Raw genomic sequence first — 17,461 nt, forward strand, 5'->3', positions numbered from 1 at the left:
GACAATGCAATCTTGCTACTCACACACTTGAAACTCGCATCCATTCTCTAATAAAAAATCATGCATAGTGATAATTAAAATATAACACTCAAACAATATTACGATGTAATGATATCAATCATAGCTCCCTCTAAATAATACACTCGAGATTGAGAATAAACCCTGTTAAAAGTCGAAAAGCGTTTTATCAATAAACGGTATTTCCCTCTAATAGCGGTATATATTCCGACTCAAAATAGTATTGAAAGGTCGCTAATCAACTTATCTGAAAACGGCGTCAGCATAAATTAGCTGTAGCAAAATAAACTCATCAGTTATATAACAAGTTAATCAAACCGTCTGATAATGTTTATAGTCGTTAAATGCTCCCCTTACACAATAAGAATATTAGGATTCATTATGCTAACTTACCGTAATATAGTGTGTTTTACCCTCTCTTTAGGATTACTTTCTCCCATTGCTCTTGCGAATTCCCATACTGTTACTGTCTTCCAGTGTGTCAATAAAAATCAAAAAAAGGTCAATGTCAGTTTAGTGAATGGGCAGTATATTTATCAGTTTGGTAAACTGAACCAAACACCGGATATCACTATGGAGAGAAAGCCAGAACAATTAGTGGCGCGCTATTTCAATCCTAAAGGTGCTGATACCGATACGGGTACTGCGCAAATCTATGAGATGGATTTTCGTAACGGTCACTACACCTATACCATATCCTCTGCATATTTAGGCACAAAGCATGAAGCAGAAGTCAATGTGTATCAAAAAGATAAATTTCTCACTAGCATTTCTTGCTTACCTAACACTATTGTCGATAATCTTAGCGAACATATTTTCGATTTACCGAGTGATAATTAAATTTTAGGTAAAATAGACCTCATTATGGCGATCATCAAACACCTCGATCAATGCAGTTTTAATCGTGCTCTCTTAAATCCAGAACAGCCTGGGCAGATCGCCGTTGTGTATTTTTCCGCCTCTTGGTGCCAGCCTTGTAAAAATATGCGGCCTATCTTTGAGCAATTACCGACACAACTAAATAGCACTACTATTCATTTTGGCATCGTTGACATTGCTCAGTCTCCTACATTGGCACCTATCTACGGTATTCGATCGGTGCCCTCAATTGCCTTATTTAAAGATTCACGCTTACTGACGGTGGTGGCAGGCGAAGTCTCACTACAGCATGCCACAACAAAAATACAATCCGCACTCACGACGGAATAAATTAATGCAACTCCGATTGGACATGTCTCAAACTACGCACCCATGGCTTATCACGTTGAATGGCTGCAGGTAAAGTCTTCAACGCTCGTTTTGCTGACGATAAATTAGCAAATTCGCCATAAACCAAAACATACCATTGACGCCCATTGCGCACAGTTTCATACACTAAATAATTCGATAATTTATGGCGACGGGCTTGGTCATATAGACCGGAGGGTGAACTCGCACTGCCAAGCTGCAACGTATAATGTAAAGCGCTAGCTGTCCGCAGCTCACCTCCTAAGTTATACACTGGGCTTATCGTTGATGATGGCTTATTCTCGACTTTCGCGGTTTTTACCATAGCAGAAGAGTTATCCTGTTTGGCCGTTTCTTCCTCTGGCTTCATTGTGACATGTAATATCTTATTTTCAGGTAACTTACGAAGTGTCGCAGCCAAATCAATGAGTTTTGTCTCTGGTGTTTGTTCATCATCATAACGTAAGGGTTCCACTATTGGGTCAGACACCACACCCTCCCCTTCAATCACTCCCTGTGCTAATCGTTTGCTTTGCCGCGTCGCATTATTCGCTGGCTCTTCTTGCTGCTCAGACAATGAGGGCTCTAGGGTTGTGGTTTGCGCTGATTTTTTTGGGAGATTGCGTGCAACTTCAACAGGCTGAAGCGGCTCTACAGGTAAATGGTTAGCTATTTGGGTCTCTTCTTTTTGTTGATGACTAAAAATATGATGTGCAAGTAACTTCCCGTGTTCTGATAACTGATTCAATGCATCATGATATAGGTATCCACTCGCACGAATCACCTCAATGAAACTAGGCAGGGTAGAAAATTTTTGCTGAAATTGCTCATACCTTAGTGGTGCTAAAGTGGGATTAAATTTCGGTACTGAGATGATGGCATTTTGCACTAACGCAAGATCAATTTTTGGCTGACGAATTGGCTCTATTTTAAAAGGGTTGCTCCCAATACCTTTATTTGTCATTTCCGGTAATTGTTGGCAAAGCTTCAGATCAGGCTCTGCAATGAGCGCGCGAGATGCGGGTGATAACATTGCGGTTTCTGCTCGAATTTCAGCAAGAAAATTTTTGGCAAGGTCATGCACTTCTCCTTTCGCGTGTGACGCTTTTTCTAACCACCATTGGGCGCAGGCCGTATTTTGTATTCCACCATCGCCAAAATAAAATAAAATGCCTAAATGGAGTTGCCCTAGCGGGTATCCCTGTACCGCCGATTGATGAATATAATAACGACCTTTAACGAGATCCACAGGAACGCCATCCCCATTAATTAATTGCACACCTTTATCATGAGTCATTTCAACCGATGAACTCTGTGTCTGTGCAATGGAGTTACTCAGAAAATTACTGCCTAAAACGATAGATAAAATAGCAAATTTAACGATACTGCGATGATGCTGTGAAATAAACATGAAATAATTCCAAATAAGTAATGTAGAAATAAACGACATGCACATCGGTAATCAATTTAAACGTTATTTGTAAGGTCAGTTGTCACATTCAACGATGCATTATTCTCATACTTGTCTTATAAATAAGAAAAAGTGAAGACCAAACAACGATAATTTTTACCTAGCCCATAGCTACGTCATTCACTGGTTTCATTGTTAACACACCAAAATACAATTGCTAAACCATAGCAGTGAACGGATTCGTTCAATCTGTTTCTATTAATTTATATTTATAGCTCTGCCATAAGTTTGATAACATTTTGCGGACAACTGTATATTTACACAATGTCATATTAGAGGTTATCGTTCCTTCTATCTTCTCACGATGAGAGTCTGTTAAATACATTCTGAATCGCTCTCCATTTGATGGCTCCCTGTGATATGACATAATAGACATCCGTCGCTCTATTATATCGATAGAATCTCTACATCCGTATTTGTGCGTTCACCTAAATAGCCACATCATCTGATTACAGAGATGTTTTTTTGTTTATAATCGCGATTAGCTTGCAGTAAACCATACTGCATTGTCTAATGATAATACAATGAATTATTATAAAATCATCTATTTTTAATAAGATATTCTTCGTTTAGCCTTCTGTCTTTTCTAATATTCGTTCAATATTTTCATACCATGCTTAACTCGCCAAATAAGCACAATAAGAAAATAAAATAATTATCTTAATTAACAGTTAGTTGCTTTAAAGAATCACAATTAATATCTTTTGAAATAATAAATGTGATTTATTAAAACAATATAAATATATTTTACTTATATTGGCCCTCATTTAAAAAACAATTCACGCCCATTAAAGTCATTACGCTGATAAAGTGGCTAACATTTTATGTTGCATAATCGATTCTCCTCCTTCATTGAGAATAAAAAAATAAAATCTCATCACCTCATTTACGTCATTAAATAAGTTAAAATTAAAACTCACCATATTAAGTAAAACTACCAACGGCAACGATGTTATATAATATAAAAATTTAAAAATTCAATAATAGATAGATATTATTCGTTTGATATTATGAAGGGACGTTTTATAAACGCTGTGTTGTTTCATACCAAACACAGCGCATAGCCTAGATTACTTTATTAATGTTTCTGATTGTTCTAGCCACTCATATTGACCAAAAACTTCACGTTCATTGAGCCAACGATGCAACATATCTAACACTAACATGACGCTAACTTCCTGCTTTACCTTAGTACTATGATTGCTTGGCATATAACGCACACGCTGGGCATAGCTTTTTTCAGATGTGTATAATGCTAATGATAAACATCCATCATGGAATCCACCCACCGCTAAACCGATATGCGTATTTTCTTGTTTAGCCATTTCACGAGCATGACTTATCAGCGTTAATAAGGATTGATCTTCTTGTTGACCAATCACTTTCCCGCCATTGAGTGGCACCGATGCAGTATTTAACGTCCATGTCAGCAATCCAGCACTAAACTCTTCACATATAGCAACGCTAACTCGTTTCGCATTTAGCTCTCGACAGATCACACTTGGTAAACCTTCGGTGCCCTCAAAAACCAAATTTTCGCCAACACCATCTTTAATCACTTGCCACTGAGTTAACATCTGCTCTTTTAATGTTGCAGGACCCGTCAGCTTCAATTCAATAATCGGCATAGACGAGCGATAACCAAGCACACACCCGTCAGGTAAAGGTAGCTGATCAAACTGTTTTGCTAAACTACTTTCACTACGGCCAAAACTGGTTAATCGCAAACAGAGCGGCGCTTCATGAAATGGATATCGCTGACGTAGCCGTGGCAAAATTTGCTCATGCACCATCACTTTAAATTCAGAAGGCACCCCCGGCGTAAAAAACAACCAGCATCCATTAAGTTCCATCGCGAAACCACATGCTGTACCAACAGGGTTATCCACGAGTTCCGCCCCTTCTGGTAATAGCGCTTGTTTACGATTTGTTTTTGGCATCACTCGCTCTCGGGATGCAAAATAGCGCTCCATCACGGCAATCCATTCCGCATGTTCAACTAAAGGCACTTCTGCCGCCATTGCGGCCGCCAGAGAACTTAAATCATCTTTGGTCGGTCCTAATCCACCATTAACAATCAAAATATCTGCATGTTCACTTCGTTCGCGTAAAGTTCGTACTAAATCATTTAGATCATCACCGACCGTTGCTCGCCCATTCAATGGGAAGCCAGCTTGGAACAAACAATCTGCTAGCCAAGCCGCATTAGTATCCACAATTTGGCCATGTAATACCTCATCCCCAGTACTTAACATCTCAACAATTAGCATCCATGAACCCCTGTTTGTGAATGTATAACAATTTTTACTAAGCTACCCCATAATTGCGCTCACTCAAATAAGTATTTAATGCATATCCCTTTGATTTATTTTGTCAGTCGTTTTCTTTTGACAGAATGGTGGAAAGGCGTATTTTCGATGATTTAAGCAACCTATATCGCAAAATATTTCATAAATTTTTATTTATAACGTGAATTTATCTTAAATTTACGTATATTACCAAACCGAAATCCAACGGAATAATCACGTTATACGAAAAAGGATATTTATCTATGAATCCGCCAAAGAGTCGCATCGCTCATTCACTCATTTGTCTCAGCGCATTTGTTGCTTGGTATTTATCACCCTTTTTCGTTCTATTGATGCCAGATGCGAATAACTTGTTAACTTCCGCATATGCATTTCCATTTATTTCAATACTGTTGATGTTGCCTTGCGCTTTAATTTGTTGGTCTTATTACCAAAAGAGATTCAACCTTATGCCTATTGGTAAAATTGACTGGCAAGCACTCATACTCCCCATCTTTGCGTTAATCGGACTGATGTTTCTGAATGCACTATTCGGTGTTGAAGAAGAGTGGGTAAAAAGCGTCAGCCATATTAGTGGGTTGGTGTTTTTCCTTTATGTAATCGCCTTAATTATTGCGGCACCTATTGGTGAAGAAATTATATTTAGGGGCTTTTTACTCAATGCTGGCATGTGGTATGGCGCGAGAGGAAAATGGCTCGCTATCCTCGCTTCCTCATTTTTATTTTCCTCTGTGCACTCGCAATATACCTCGTTCAGTACCTTTATTATTCTCATGATAATGGGGGCTATTTTTTGTCACGTTAGAATTCACACTCGCACACTCATTGCACCAATATTACTCCATGCGTTAAATAACACAGCGGCGGTATTATTCATGTCAACCATGTCATTTTAATAGTGGTAATTATGCACTGCTTCCGGTAAAGTTTGCCGCCTTTTCAATATGCAACGAAGGTCATTGGAGGCAACATGTTTATTGGCTTTGACTATGGAACATCAAACTGCGCTGTCGCAATCATGGATAAAGGAACCCCCACTCTTTTACCTTTAGAAGGCGATAACGCTTATATTCCTTCAACCCTTTGTGCACCTACTCGAGAATCTGTTTCTGAACATCTATTTCGCCATCTAAATATCACGCCATCGGATGCAATAGGAGAGCAAATTCTCAGACGTTCATTAGCTTATAACCGTGAAGAAGGTATTGAATTAGCGCCTGAAGATATTGTATTTGGTCAAGCAGCATTGGATTTATACCTTAAAGATCCTCGCGATGTTTATTATGTCAAATCCCCCAAATCCTTTCTCGGTGCCTCCGGCCTACACGAAGTTCAGATCAGTTTCTTTGAAGACTTAGTGTGTGCGATGATGGCCAATATTAAATATAAAGCGGAACAACACCTTCAGCAGAGGATCTCTGATACTGTTATTGGCCGCCCCATCAACTTTCATGGCCGAGGTGGCGAACTAGCCAACCAACAAGCAGAAGCTATTTTGGTAAAAGCGGCAAAACGAGCGGGCTTTAAAAATATCGCCTTCCAATTTGAGCCTGTTGCCGCAGGTCTAGAATATGAATCGACTTTACACCAAGATCAGACCGTATTAGTTGTCGATATTGGCGGTGGTACCACAGATTGCTCACTGATCAGAATGGGGCCAACTTATCGTCACAAAACAGATCGTACCGAGAGTTTATTAGCGCACAGCGGCCAGCGGGTTGGCGGTAATGACCTTGATATCTATTTGGCGTTAAAGCAATTAATGGATCAGTTTGGTATGAGCAGCCAAACAGTGTCAGGGATTAAAATGCCAATTTCTCAATTTTGGAACCCTATCGCGATCAATAACGTAGAAGCTCAAAAAGATTTTTATGCGAAACAAAATTTCGCCGCTCTCAATCGTTTAAGACAAGATGCACAAGAACCAGAAAAGTTAATTCGCCTCATCGAAGTTTATCATGACACTTTAGGCTATAGCCTCGTTCGCCGTGCTGAAGAAGCTAAAATTGCCTTATCTAACGATGAAAATTATTTGGCTCGCATTCCATTAACCAATGAAACGCTAGAAATTAATATTCATCGTGACCAAATGGTCGAATCTATCGAGTCACCAAAAAGTAAAATGATTGAATTGGTTAAAGAGGCGGTCAACCAAGGTGGAGTTCAGCCTGATGTTATCTTTATGACTGGAGGTTCAGCACAATCACCAGTTTTAAGCCAAGCTATCCAGCAACAGCTCCCCAATATTCCGATTGTTCGCGGGAATGATTTTGGTTCCGTTACCGCAGGTCTTACTCGCTGGGCTGAAATCTGTTTTAAATAAACAGGTGACAATAGCATTTAGCCTGCTATCGACAGAATAATCCAGTTTGGTCACAGGGGAGCATGATTAAATAAATCCCTTGGTTTTCTGATCAAAAAGTAGAAAAAACCGATTCCAGAGGTTACCAATAGTAAAATACCACCTCTAAAAAGGTGGCGTTACATTGATTCCCGATAAGGTAGCTGTATTCCTGATTAATCCTCTAGTAATGCCATTTGTTGCTCAAGTTATTGAGCAACTTTATCCTAATACCTTATATAACGCGTGATAATAACGCCATTCCTCCCCAGCGTATCAACAAAATATCCACTAGCCCAAAATGGTGACTTCAGCGTTTTTTACGTATAGGGAGCAATCGATTATCACGTCTTATTGCACTACATCCTTTCAGGACTCCCATTTGGGTTGAAATTGATAACTGAAGAGGGATCATGGCAACAAAATGGACATGCTCTGGCTGAACATTTAGCTCTAGCACTTCACTGCCCTTCATATTGCAGAGAATATAAATTGTTCTATCAGGCTCTTTCCCGACGTTACTTTCAATATCTTATAACGATATTTAGGCGTTCGAACTCGATGATATGTGCAACGCCAATACCATATGATGACCGCGGTATAAACCCCTGTGATTTCCTCTTTACTTGTGGTGAATAAGAGGATGTTTTTAGCATGGATTACCTTTCGGCTATCGTCTCACAAATTCAACCCTCCTAAAAAGGGGGCTTAAGACTGACCATTAAAATGCGTGTGCTAACACGGTATTCAGACTGCTGACAAACCTATTATGTTTGGCAGCAAGTCGAATAGGTTTTGAAAATAAACGAAGAAAATCAATTTATAGATTTTCAGCTGATAACACACAGTGGGAAAACCACGCTTTTATCCCGCGTTGTCAACAACCTCAATGCCGTATGCTAGCACGGCATTGTTTCTCAAAGCACGATTTCATTTGCTATACCTGATGCACTGCGACATAGCGTTGGTAGCGCGTAGGTTTGAGTTTCGTCAAATCCACTAACACCAACCCATCAATACAATTGTTAAAGGCGGGGTCAGTGCCAAAATCAATAAACTGTACCCCACCTGGCTCACAGAGTTCAGTGTATTGCTTGTATAAAGTCGGTATAGAACAACCAATATTATTCAAAAGGCTCTTCAGTTTAATTAAATCTTCTTGATAATTATCCCCTGAAAATTGCGCTAATACCTGTGGCAGTGATGCAGGGTATGGTCGACGAGACTGTGCTATTACATGTTCGGGCGAAAAATAAAGCCGATAAAAAGCAATTAATAAGTCTCTCGCCGCAATAGGCATCGCACCAGATATTGATACGGGACCAAATAAATAACGATATTGAGGATATTTAGCAAGATAAGCCCCGATTCCCAACCAAAGGTAATCAAGTCCCCGCTTTCCCCAATATGCCGGTTGAATAAAGCTACGGCCTAATTCTATGCCTTGCGCAAGGATAGGAAGCATTTCTTTATCATAATGAAACAACGTATGGCTATAGATGCTTTCAATTCCTTTTTTTGCCAATTGTTCAGCAGTAGGAATAAAACGATAAGCGCCAACAATTTCTAATTCATTTTCATCCCATAACACCAAATGATAATAATCATCGTCATAAGTATCTAAGTCTCGCCGCCTTCCCGAACCTTCACCGACTGCCCGAAAAGCAATTTCTCGTAATCGACCCAGTTCACGTAAAATTGGGGTTCTCTCTTCATCTTTTCGACGATAAAGAAAAATAGCCTTGCCGTCTGGAGCTGTACCTAATCGTTCGCATGCGCTTAATGCCTTTTTTAATTCAAGGCGATCTTCAGGTAAAGCAATCGCGGACTCACTAATAAATAACCCTTCTTTTCCTTGTCCTAGAAGATAAGTATGGCGACGAAAACGCTCAGCGAGATCATGCGCTCGCGTATGCCCATCATGCCAATGAGTAAAGGGAATACGACCACCAATGCGAATTTTTATTCGTCCGCCCCGTTGCTTAAACATTTCACGCACTAATAATAGGGTAGATAAAGGACGATAAATAAATGAGGTCAAATAAAATAGATGGCTATTTCGCCCACTAACATGAATAGGCACGATTGGGGCTCGCGCTTTAGCAGCTAAGCGCAAAAAGCCAGTATGCCAATGACCATCACGAATGCCTTTAGCACTCAATCGAGAAACTTCACCCGCAGGAAATAAGATCAAAGCCCCCTGTTTATCTAGATGCTGCTGCATCGCTTCAATTTGTTTTCTGCTCGTACGGTTCCCCATATTATCGACAGGAACAAATAAACTACTTAGTGGCTCAATATAATTTAAAAGTTGGTTTGCAACGATTTTAACATCTGGTCGAATGGTTGCTACGGTTCGCAAGATGGCTAAACCATCTAACGAACCTATCGGATGATTTGCCACTAACACAACAGGGCCTTGAGAAGGGATATTTTCTAGGTCGCCATCAACTAATTCACAACTAATATTAAAATGCTCAACTATTTGCTCAACGAGATCTATTCCTTTTAAATGTGGATAGTCTTCTGCAAACTGTTTAAATTCTTTTTCCAGTAAAAGTGTTTTCAGTAAATTACGTTGCCAAGCGGGAGGGGATCGCTCAGGAAATATATCTTGCAACAAAGCATCCAAACTAAACATAATATTGTCTCCTAGTTTAGTTATTGCAAATCTAAGCTAGAATAATGACAGTCATGTGTCAAACTCATGACAGAAAAATTAATTAATCACTATTTGATTAATTAGCTATATTCTTTATTAATATAGCATAAAAACCCAATATCATCAGTGTGACACCGCGAATAATGTTATTCTCTCCAATCGCTCCAAATATGAACATCACAACACGCTTTAATAATAAAGAATATAAAAGCACGGAGATTTATTATAAATAGCGATAATCAGATTAAGGGTATGTGAGACATTACCTCTTTCATTTCCGTTGTTTTTTAGTAAAAAACTTTATTATTTAGAATTAATAAAGATAAAAAAACAATCTTCATTCACGCTGTTCATTTTATAAAAAAGAACAGCGTTACCAACTAAGATAAAAGATTATGACTTAGAGAATAACTCAATAAGACAAAAGTCATATTCTGATAGAGATGCTGCAATATACGCTAATGAATTCCCTTCATTTTCCACCAACAATGTTTCAAATGCATTCAAAGCATAAGACTTGCCATCGACAGTGACATTAAGTTGGTCTGCGATATTAAATATCAATACTCGCTCGGCATCACTAATCCATGGAACAGGACTTTGCTGTGTATGGAACCAATGAAGGTGAGCCGCATATTTTTCCGGATTATAGATAAGGTTAAAATCACGAATGGTCTCATCTAACAATTCAGCATAAACATCACTTTCTCCATGAAATGCAAAAAATTGTTTTTGCCGCAATGTTACCGCTGCTTTTTGGTCAATATGTAGAGCCAGCCCCGAACCACCATCAAGTACACCAATGATCCGTTTTCTATTTGGAAAATGGGAGAAAGCGCCTGCTGTTTTAACATCTGCAATAGAAACGCGCCAATCAAAATCAGTCAACCCAACACCGTGACTACGCGCAATTTCTAAAGTAAAACCCTGCCCATTTTTCCACGGCATCTTTTGATAGTTTTCAGCTGATAATACTCGGGTCATGGATCCATTAGCCTTTAAGTTAGTGGTTTTGTTGTAAGGATTTAAACATATACTAAAAAATAGCTAAATTATACTGAACTCGTTTTAGTCGTTCATTACACGATGAATGCTTAAGTGAGCAAACCGATAATTTTTTACTTAAATTAGATAGATGGCATAGTGATAACTATAAAATCATCCACCACTCAAGCGTTAAACCACCCCGTTTTCTAAGATATTCTGCAAAAAATTAAGGGGGCACTATGTGAATCTATTTTAATGATTAAAAACCAAGCAGCAATACGCGTTGAATTAATTTATCTAAAAACTTTTCTTGGACACTTAAAAAAATAATACAATCAGTTAATTTTACTAGTAAGATTAACTGATTGTATTAGAATCAAATAACTAAAAATAAAAGTAAAAATTTAAATAATCAGTCGTATCACATAGTAAAGGAAACATCACAATGGCTCTTGTGGATAATGTTGAGGCGGGTAAGCTGACTCTAAGTGAATTGATTAACACTTTGGCAAAAGATAAAAACTATTCTCTGTCAAAGTGGAATAAACGATACCGAGAATTAACAGCACAGCTACAGAAAACGCCAACATTCTTGATGCCTGAAACCGATGATTTGCTAAAACGACTATGGTATGAACGTAGTAATGGTATTGCGAGTATTAAACAAGGTGTTCCATCTTTAGTTGAATACGAACAGAATCTCCCACTACTTAGAGAGCTCACTGAGCGCATTCGTCAGCAGCCAGATGAAGCAACCTACCAATACGTCAACGATGCTCTGCAAGAGGCCAAAAAAAATGGGCAATTTAAGCGTATGTACTGGAGCTTAAAAAATCGTGTATTTGCCGCCTTTTCACCCGAAATCTGCACCAGCACAGTGGACGAAAATGCGTTTTCTAAAACAGCAGATTTCCTTAATAAGCAATTTCACCTCGGTTTGGTACTGAAGGGAAATTGGTTACAAAAAAACCACGAATTGAAGCAAGCTATCCACGCACAATCTCCCAATATAGATCCTTATTACGTGAATATGGCTACTTGGCATCTCTATGAGTTGCTCCGTGAACGTGATAATCAACAAAAAAAGAAAACGGTACCTACCCCCCGATTAACCGCCAGTCATGAACCCAACACCACTAAAACCCTTTCACATCAACCAACTAACGTGATCTACTTTGGCCCACCAGGCACAGGTAAGACTTACACATTGCAGCAAAAAATGAAAGAGTACACCTCTCATGCTATACCAGCCGACCGCGATGCTTGGCTGGATTCTCGCCTTGAGCCATTAAACTGGATGCAGGTAATAACGTTAGTGTTGCTTGATCTTAATAAACGCGCAAAAGTGCGCCAACTTATTGAACATACATGGTTTCAGCGTAAAGCATTATTAAATGACCGTAATAGCAATTTATCAAATACAGCTTGGGCTACTTTGCAAGCCTATACCGTTCCCGAATCATTAACCGTTGATTATAAGAATCGGCGTGAACCTGCGATATTTAATAAAACAGATAATAGCGAGTGGCTGCTAATTGATGCACAGCTCGAACAAGTAGAGGATTTGCTCGCACTTTACACCGAGCTTAAACATGGCCCTAAACCTGAGGAAGCCATCCAACGTTTTGCTGTGGTTACTTTTCATCAATCTTACGGCTACGAAGAGTTTATTGAAGGTATCCGCCCTCGCTCTGACGAAAATGGCAACATCTCTTACCCTATTGAGCCGGGTATCTTTATGCGCCTATGTCAACGCGCCAATGCCGACCCAGCGCATCGCTATGCTATTTTCATTGATGAAATCAATCGCGGCAATATTTCCAAAATTTTTGGTGAACTGATCTCGCTCATTGAAGTGGACAAACGGGCTGGCATGCTCAATGCCATGAGCCTGCAACTGTCTTATAGCCGTGCTCATTTCAGTGTTCCCGCCAATGTTGATATTATTGGAGCCATGAATACCGCAGATCGTTCTTTAGCTATGATGGACACGGCTTTACGCCGCCGCTTTGACTTTATTGAAATGATGCCTGACCTATCTTTATTAAGTGATATAAAAGTTAAAGGTATTGAACTTGAGCCTTTGCTAGAAAGACTTAACAGCCGTATCGAAGCACTTTATGATAGAGAACACACATTAGGGCATGCATTCTTTATACCCGTAAAAAAAGCACTCGATACTCACGATGAAGATTCCGCATTTGAACAATTAAAGTGGGTATTTCAGAATAAAATTATCCCTCTCTTGCAGGAATATTTCTTCGATGACTGGAGCAAGATTAGATTAGTACTTGCTGATAATCAAAAATCTGAGGAGCATTTACAATTCGTCATTGAAAAAAATAACGATTTAGATACGCTTTTTGGTAGCGATCATCCATTAGGAAGCCATATTCAGCAATTAACAACATATGAATTAGAGGCATTTGATCAGGAAATTTGGGATACCCCACAAGCCTATAAAGCAATTTATCAACCACAATAATCCCCTTTTTATAAGTAGGCTAGAAATATATGGATGAAGTCATTTCTATTTTCGAGTATGACCTTTTAGGAAGAGAAAAATCATCGCCTACTGGCGTGAGAATACTTCATCCAGAACTCTTTGATTATTTAGAGCAACTGAGTTTAGCAACTCCTCAAGGAAGCAAATTATTCAAATTGACTTCACGCTCAGGTTTTAAATTACTTCAGGTACAAAACTACGCTGGAGTCTTATATACACCTCACGGCACACAGCTTGAGATATTACCTAAAATTGGTAAAAACCTCACGAGTAAGAGTGCACGAGAAGCCTTTCTTACAATGTTAAGCCATCTTCCTAACTTTCGACACCTTCGAACACAACAGACAACGCTACAAACTCAACATACACCGCTGCTTGAAATTTTTATCCACCAATTTTTGTATAGCGTTAGCCTATTAATTAAACAAGGTTTACGTTCAAATTATGTAAGTGAGCAAAATAACTCGTCATATATGAAAGGAAAGTTAATTCTTTCAGAACAATTACGACATAACATAGTGAATCGTCATAGATTTTGTATTGAGTATGATGAATACATGCCTGATTGCGCAGCCAATCGGCTTTTACACTCCGCACTAAATGCGTTGGTTAGTTTAAAATTATCATCAGAGAATCAACGCTGGCTTTACGAATTACGCTTTGCTTTTGACGGTATTCCACTGAGTCGTGATATTGAAAGCGATATAAATAGCCTACGCTTGGAACGCGGCATGGCTCATTACCATGAACCACTCATTTGGGCACAATTAATTCTCAGGGGAATGAGCCCAACCTCTTTACAAGGAAATGTTAAAGCAATATCACTTTTATTTCCTATGGAAGCAATATTTGAGGCTTTTGTTGCACAAACCATCCACAATGAATTGCCTCCGGAATTTAAAATTGCAGCACAAGTAAGCAGTTATTCCTTAGTAACACATGGCAATAATAACTGTTTTAAACTTCGCCCAGACCTGCTAATTCAATCACGCCAGCCTGTTAAAGCTAAAATAGTGATGGACACTAAATGGAAGTTAATAAATTGCAAACAAAGAAAAAAATCGCTATATGGGCTATCACAATCGGACTTCTACCAAATGTTTGCCTATGGACAAAAATATCTTAATGGAGAAGGTGAGATGTATTTAATCTATCCAGCACATGATGATTTTAGTCAACCAATACAACAACATTTTGCTTTTTCAGATACCTTGAGATTATGGGTTGTACCATATCAGATTACAGAAAAAGCAGGCCAAAGAATGATGTGGCCAGATAAGAGCTGTAATCTGATTAAATAAACTTAATCTATTTCAATATAGATAGATTATTATTTTTTCTCTGATTACGAAAACTCATCTACCATCCCTTGAATTCATTTATCTTTAATAAAATTATTTAAACTCCGTAGCTAAAAAAATGAAAATATCAAAGTGATTTTTATTTTACCCAACAAAATCTTCTACAGAGTCATATTTTATGACAACATTTTATAACTATTGGTTATAAATCAATCAATATGTGAACCCTTGGTTTCTTAAGTGCTCTATTGGGACATCAGCAACTAATTTATATTGATCCCTAAGTAAACGTTAAGGTACTAATAGTAGAGAATAACGCCAACTATTTTGAACTGATTATTATTTTAAAGGAAAGTACTATGCGTAATATTATCTATATAGCAACCAGCCTAGACGGCTATATTGCTGATGCAAATAATCTGTTAGATTGGCTATTTTCCGTTCCTAATCCTGAACAAGATGATATGGGCTTTTCAGCGTTTATGCAAAGAATTGATGCTGTTGTCATGGGACGAAATACATTTGAAACTGTATGTAATTTTGATGGTGAATGGCCATACAATAAACCCGTATTTGTCTTGTCAAACTCAATGAAAGCAATACCAGAAAAACTCATAGGAAAAGCGATACATCTTGTACGGGGTGATATAACGGGCGTAATAGACTCAATACATCGTGCAGGCTTTCACACCCTTTATATCGATGGAGGCTCCGCAGCAAAACAATGTCTTGTAGAAGATTTAATCGATGAAATGATAATTACAACTGTACCGATACTATTAGGTGGCGGCACGCCATTATTTGGGCATGTAAAAGAACCATTGCAGTTTATTCATATTAAATCAGAACGTTATTTTGACTACATGGTTAAAAATACATGGTATCGCCAGCGGAAATAATGATGTAGTGAACATATATTTTTCTAAATAGGGTATAGTTTTTCATACCTCACGCGCTTCTATCGCTTATAGTCTATTGGATTAATTATAGTCAGTTATGGAGTATGAAAAACACCAAGCCTTGTCTTTTAATTAAAACATTAAATTTTCCATACTGGTAATTTTTCTAATATGCTTATTATAATTTCTGGTGATTGATCTTATCTATATATTGTTTCATCATAGAATATGACTCTTTGCATTCTTTTTAATCCGAAAGCCAATCAAATATATTAACAATATGAAACTATACTTCAACGATAACTTTAACGACACGTTTATTATCTTAAAAACAGTTAACGAATCATAGGAGTATTTGCTTATTTTTCATTATAAAATACACTATCACACATTATAACTGACTAATATCAGATATAAGTTTAATTTGACGAGTGCAGTCTAGGCATTTTTAACTTTTATAACCTATTGCTATTCATACAAGAAACACAACATAAAATAACTCAAGTATTGCTCTCTGAGCATTTTTCTCTACCTAGAGTTCTAAAATATTGTTAAGCCATACCTATATAACACAAAAAGTGCGAACAAAAGTGCCACCTCATTATATTATTGAAATGACCTAAATATAGCTTATCGCAATCGATTGAACGTTATGATTTCAAATTGAGGATCACTTAGGAATTATATGACTATGTCTGAACAGAATATCTATGATAATCCAATTTTCTTTGAGAAGTACAAAAGCTTAAGAATGAATGACACGGGTCTGAATGGAATAATGGAAGAACCCGCGCTAAGGGTGTTACTACCGGATTTAACGGATAAAATTGTTCTTGATTTAGGGAGTGGATTCGGTGATTTTGCTCGCTATGCCCATAGCATGGGAGCCAAAAAAGTTTATGGCGTTGAATTATCTGCAAACATGATTGAGCAAGCAAAGCTCATCACACACACTGACGATATTGAATATATTCATGCCTCAATGACTGATCTTCCTAAGTTTCAAGAAAGTTTTGATTTAGTGATTTCCTCTCTCGCGATTCATTACGTTGCTAATTTTAATCAACTTGCCAAAGAGGTATATTCACACCTCAAACCAGGTGGGAAATTTATCTTTTCGGTCGAACACCCAATGTGTACTGCGAAATCATCATCATTTATGAAAAATATAAATGGTGAATTTGTCTGTATGCCCGTTGATAACTACCAAAATGAATCAATACGCCACACTACATGGTTTGTTGAGGATGTTATTAAATATCATAGAACATTAGAAAGTTATATCACTGGGCTGCTTGGTGCAGGGTTTACCCTCGATGCTTTAAAAGAGCCTAAAGTCATAGACTCAGCACTTATAGATAGGCCAGAAACAGCCATTTTTAATCGTTATGCACCTTTTTTAATATTAAGCGCATATCGCTAATTGTAAGCAGTGTACATTGGTTACGATTATTTAATCAGTATGGTGCTTTGTTCAATGCCAACATATTGGTTGCGATTGACTACAGGGTGTCGATATGAAGTAAAAATTCAAAACGGCACTTTGGGAACTTACCGAGAGAAACGGTTAATACCATTTTTGAAAAGAATATATTGTCTTCCAAGCGCCAAAACCAAGGAGATGCTGGAGGCATGGAAATAAACTCTTTTTTGGTAACTAAAAGCATAATTGTTATTAAAAGATATATTCAACTCGAGAGAAGATGTATTGAATAAATTACGTTATGACAAGTTAACGTA

At 38.0% G+C, this 17,461-nt stretch carries 12 protein-coding genes and 1 pseudogene; 8 read left to right on the top strand and 5 right to left on the bottom strand.

Features of this window, described 5'->3' with window-relative positions:
* The first annotated feature begins 399 nt into the window (after positions 1–399).
* The gene (locus G3341_RS17360; protein ID WP_163863126.1) at positions 400–858 is read left to right on the top strand and encodes a hypothetical protein; all 459 of its coding nucleotides are present in this window, start codon (positions 400–402) and stop codon (positions 856–858) included.
* Positions 859–882: 24 nt separating this feature from the next.
* Positions 883–1,227 (top strand): thioredoxin family protein, encoded by a 345-nt coding sequence (locus G3341_RS17365; protein WP_154621992.1) that lies wholly within the window; start codon positions 883–885, stop codon positions 1,225–1,227.
* A 1-nt stretch (position 1,228) separates the two neighbouring features.
* Here the strand turns inward: G3341_RS17365 and G3341_RS17370 are convergent, their stop codons facing one another.
* A complete protein-coding gene (locus G3341_RS17370; protein WP_163863128.1) occupies positions 1,229–2,656 on the bottom strand; it encodes an SPOR domain-containing protein in 1,428 nt (475 codons plus the stop codon).
* Positions 2,657–3,786: 1,130 nt separating this feature from the next.
* Positions 3,787–4,986 (bottom strand): nicotinamide mononucleotide deamidase-related protein YfaY, encoded by a 1,200-nt coding sequence (locus G3341_RS17375; RefSeq protein ID WP_163863130.1) that lies wholly within the window; start codon positions 4,984–4,986, stop codon positions 3,787–3,789.
* 281 nt (positions 4,987–5,267) lie between these two features.
* Here G3341_RS17375 and G3341_RS17380 point away from each other — a divergent pair, with 281 nt between their 5' ends.
* Together G3341_RS17380 and yegD are read left to right on the top strand one after the other, a co-directional pair.
* Positions 5,268–5,921, top strand: coding sequence for a CPBP family intramembrane glutamic endopeptidase (locus G3341_RS17380; RefSeq protein ID WP_154622006.1), 654 nt, complete (start codon positions 5,268–5,270; stop codon positions 5,919–5,921).
* A gap of 74 nt (positions 5,922–5,995) precedes the next feature.
* The gene (gene yegD, locus G3341_RS17385) at positions 5,996–7,348 is read left to right on the top strand and encodes a molecular chaperone (protein ID WP_154622005.1); all 1,353 of its coding nucleotides are present in this window, start codon (positions 5,996–5,998) and stop codon (positions 7,346–7,348) included.
* Positions 7,349–7,593: 245 nt separating this feature from the next.
* Here yegD and tnpA read toward each other — a convergent pair.
* From tnpA to G3341_RS17400, 3 genes and pseudogenes are all read right to left on the bottom strand, one after another.
* A pseudogene (tnpA, locus tag G3341_RS17390) lies at positions 7,594–7,957 on the bottom strand (IS200/IS605 family transposase).
* 346 nt (positions 7,958–8,303) lie between these two features.
* Positions 8,304–10,007, bottom strand: a complete 1,704-nt coding sequence (locus G3341_RS17395; protein WP_163863132.1) for a lysophospholipid acyltransferase family protein — start codon at positions 10,005–10,007, stop codon at positions 8,304–8,306.
* A gap of 414 nt (positions 10,008–10,421) precedes the next feature.
* Complete coding sequence (locus G3341_RS17400; RefSeq protein WP_154623472.1) at positions 10,422–11,012, bottom strand: HutD/Ves family protein; 591 nt, start codon at positions 11,010–11,012, stop codon at positions 10,422–10,424.
* Between the two features lie 448 nt (positions 11,013–11,460).
* Here G3341_RS17400 and G3341_RS17405 point away from each other — a divergent pair, with 448 nt between their 5' ends.
* The 4 genes from G3341_RS17405 (at position 11,461) to G3341_RS17420 (ending at position 17,144) form a co-directional block, all read left to right on the top strand.
* Positions 11,461–13,500, top strand: coding sequence for an McrB family protein (locus G3341_RS17405; RefSeq protein ID WP_163863134.1), 2,040 nt, complete (start codon positions 11,461–11,463; stop codon positions 13,498–13,500).
* A gap of 29 nt (positions 13,501–13,529) precedes the next feature.
* Positions 13,530–14,822, top strand: a complete 1,293-nt coding sequence (locus G3341_RS17410) for an McrC family protein (protein WP_163863137.1) — start codon at positions 13,530–13,532, stop codon at positions 14,820–14,822.
* Between the two features lie 359 nt (positions 14,823–15,181).
* Positions 15,182–15,721, top strand: a complete 540-nt coding sequence (locus tag G3341_RS17415) for a dihydrofolate reductase family protein (RefSeq protein ID WP_163863139.1) — start codon at positions 15,182–15,184, stop codon at positions 15,719–15,721.
* A gap of 691 nt (positions 15,722–16,412) precedes the next feature.
* Positions 16,413–17,144, top strand: a complete 732-nt coding sequence (locus G3341_RS17420; protein ID WP_163863140.1) for a class I SAM-dependent methyltransferase — start codon at positions 16,413–16,415, stop codon at positions 17,142–17,144.
* The last annotated feature ends 317 nt before the right edge of the window (positions 17,145–17,461 follow it).

This window comes from Providencia vermicola (genome assembly GCF_010748935.1).
Lineage (GTDB): Bacteria > Pseudomonadota > Gammaproteobacteria > Enterobacterales > Enterobacteriaceae > Providencia > Providencia zhejiangensis.

Bases quoted from the DNA above. Each gene is read 5' to 3' on its own strand.
- G3341_RS17375 (WP_163863130.1), bottom strand. From the start codon at position 4,986: ATGCTAATTGTTGAGATGTTAAGTACTGGGGATGAGGTATTACATGGC.
- G3341_RS17405 (WP_163863134.1), top strand. From the start codon at position 11,461: ATGGCTCTTGTGGATAATGTTGAGGCGGGTAAGCTGACTCTAAGTGAA.
- G3341_RS17395 (WP_163863132.1), bottom strand. From the start codon at position 10,007: ATGTTTAGTTTGGATGCTTTGTTGCAAGATATATTTCCTGAGCGATCC.
- G3341_RS17410 (WP_163863137.1), top strand. From the start codon at position 13,530: ATGGATGAAGTCATTTCTATTTTCGAGTATGACCTTTTAGGAAGAGAA.
- G3341_RS17360 (WP_163863126.1), top strand. From the start codon at position 400: ATGCTAACTTACCGTAATATAGTGTGTTTTACCCTCTCTTTAGGATTA.
- G3341_RS17365 (WP_154621992.1), top strand. From the start codon at position 883: ATGGCGATCATCAAACACCTCGATCAATGCAGTTTTAATCGTGCTCTC.
- G3341_RS17380 (WP_154622006.1), top strand. From the start codon at position 5,268: ATGAATCCGCCAAAGAGTCGCATCGCTCATTCACTCATTTGTCTCAGC.
- G3341_RS17420 (WP_163863140.1), top strand. From the start codon at position 16,413: ATGTCTGAACAGAATATCTATGATAATCCAATTTTCTTTGAGAAGTAC.
- yegD (WP_154622005.1), top strand. From the start codon at position 5,996: ATGTTTATTGGCTTTGACTATGGAACATCAAACTGCGCTGTCGCAATC.
- G3341_RS17400 (WP_154623472.1), bottom strand. From the start codon at position 11,012: ATGACCCGAGTATTATCAGCTGAAAACTATCAAAAGATGCCGTGGAAA.
- G3341_RS17370 (WP_163863128.1), bottom strand. From the start codon at position 2,656: ATGTTTATTTCACAGCATCATCGCAGTATCGTTAAATTTGCTATTTTA.
- G3341_RS17415 (WP_163863139.1), top strand. From the start codon at position 15,182: ATGCGTAATATTATCTATATAGCAACCAGCCTAGACGGCTATATTGCT.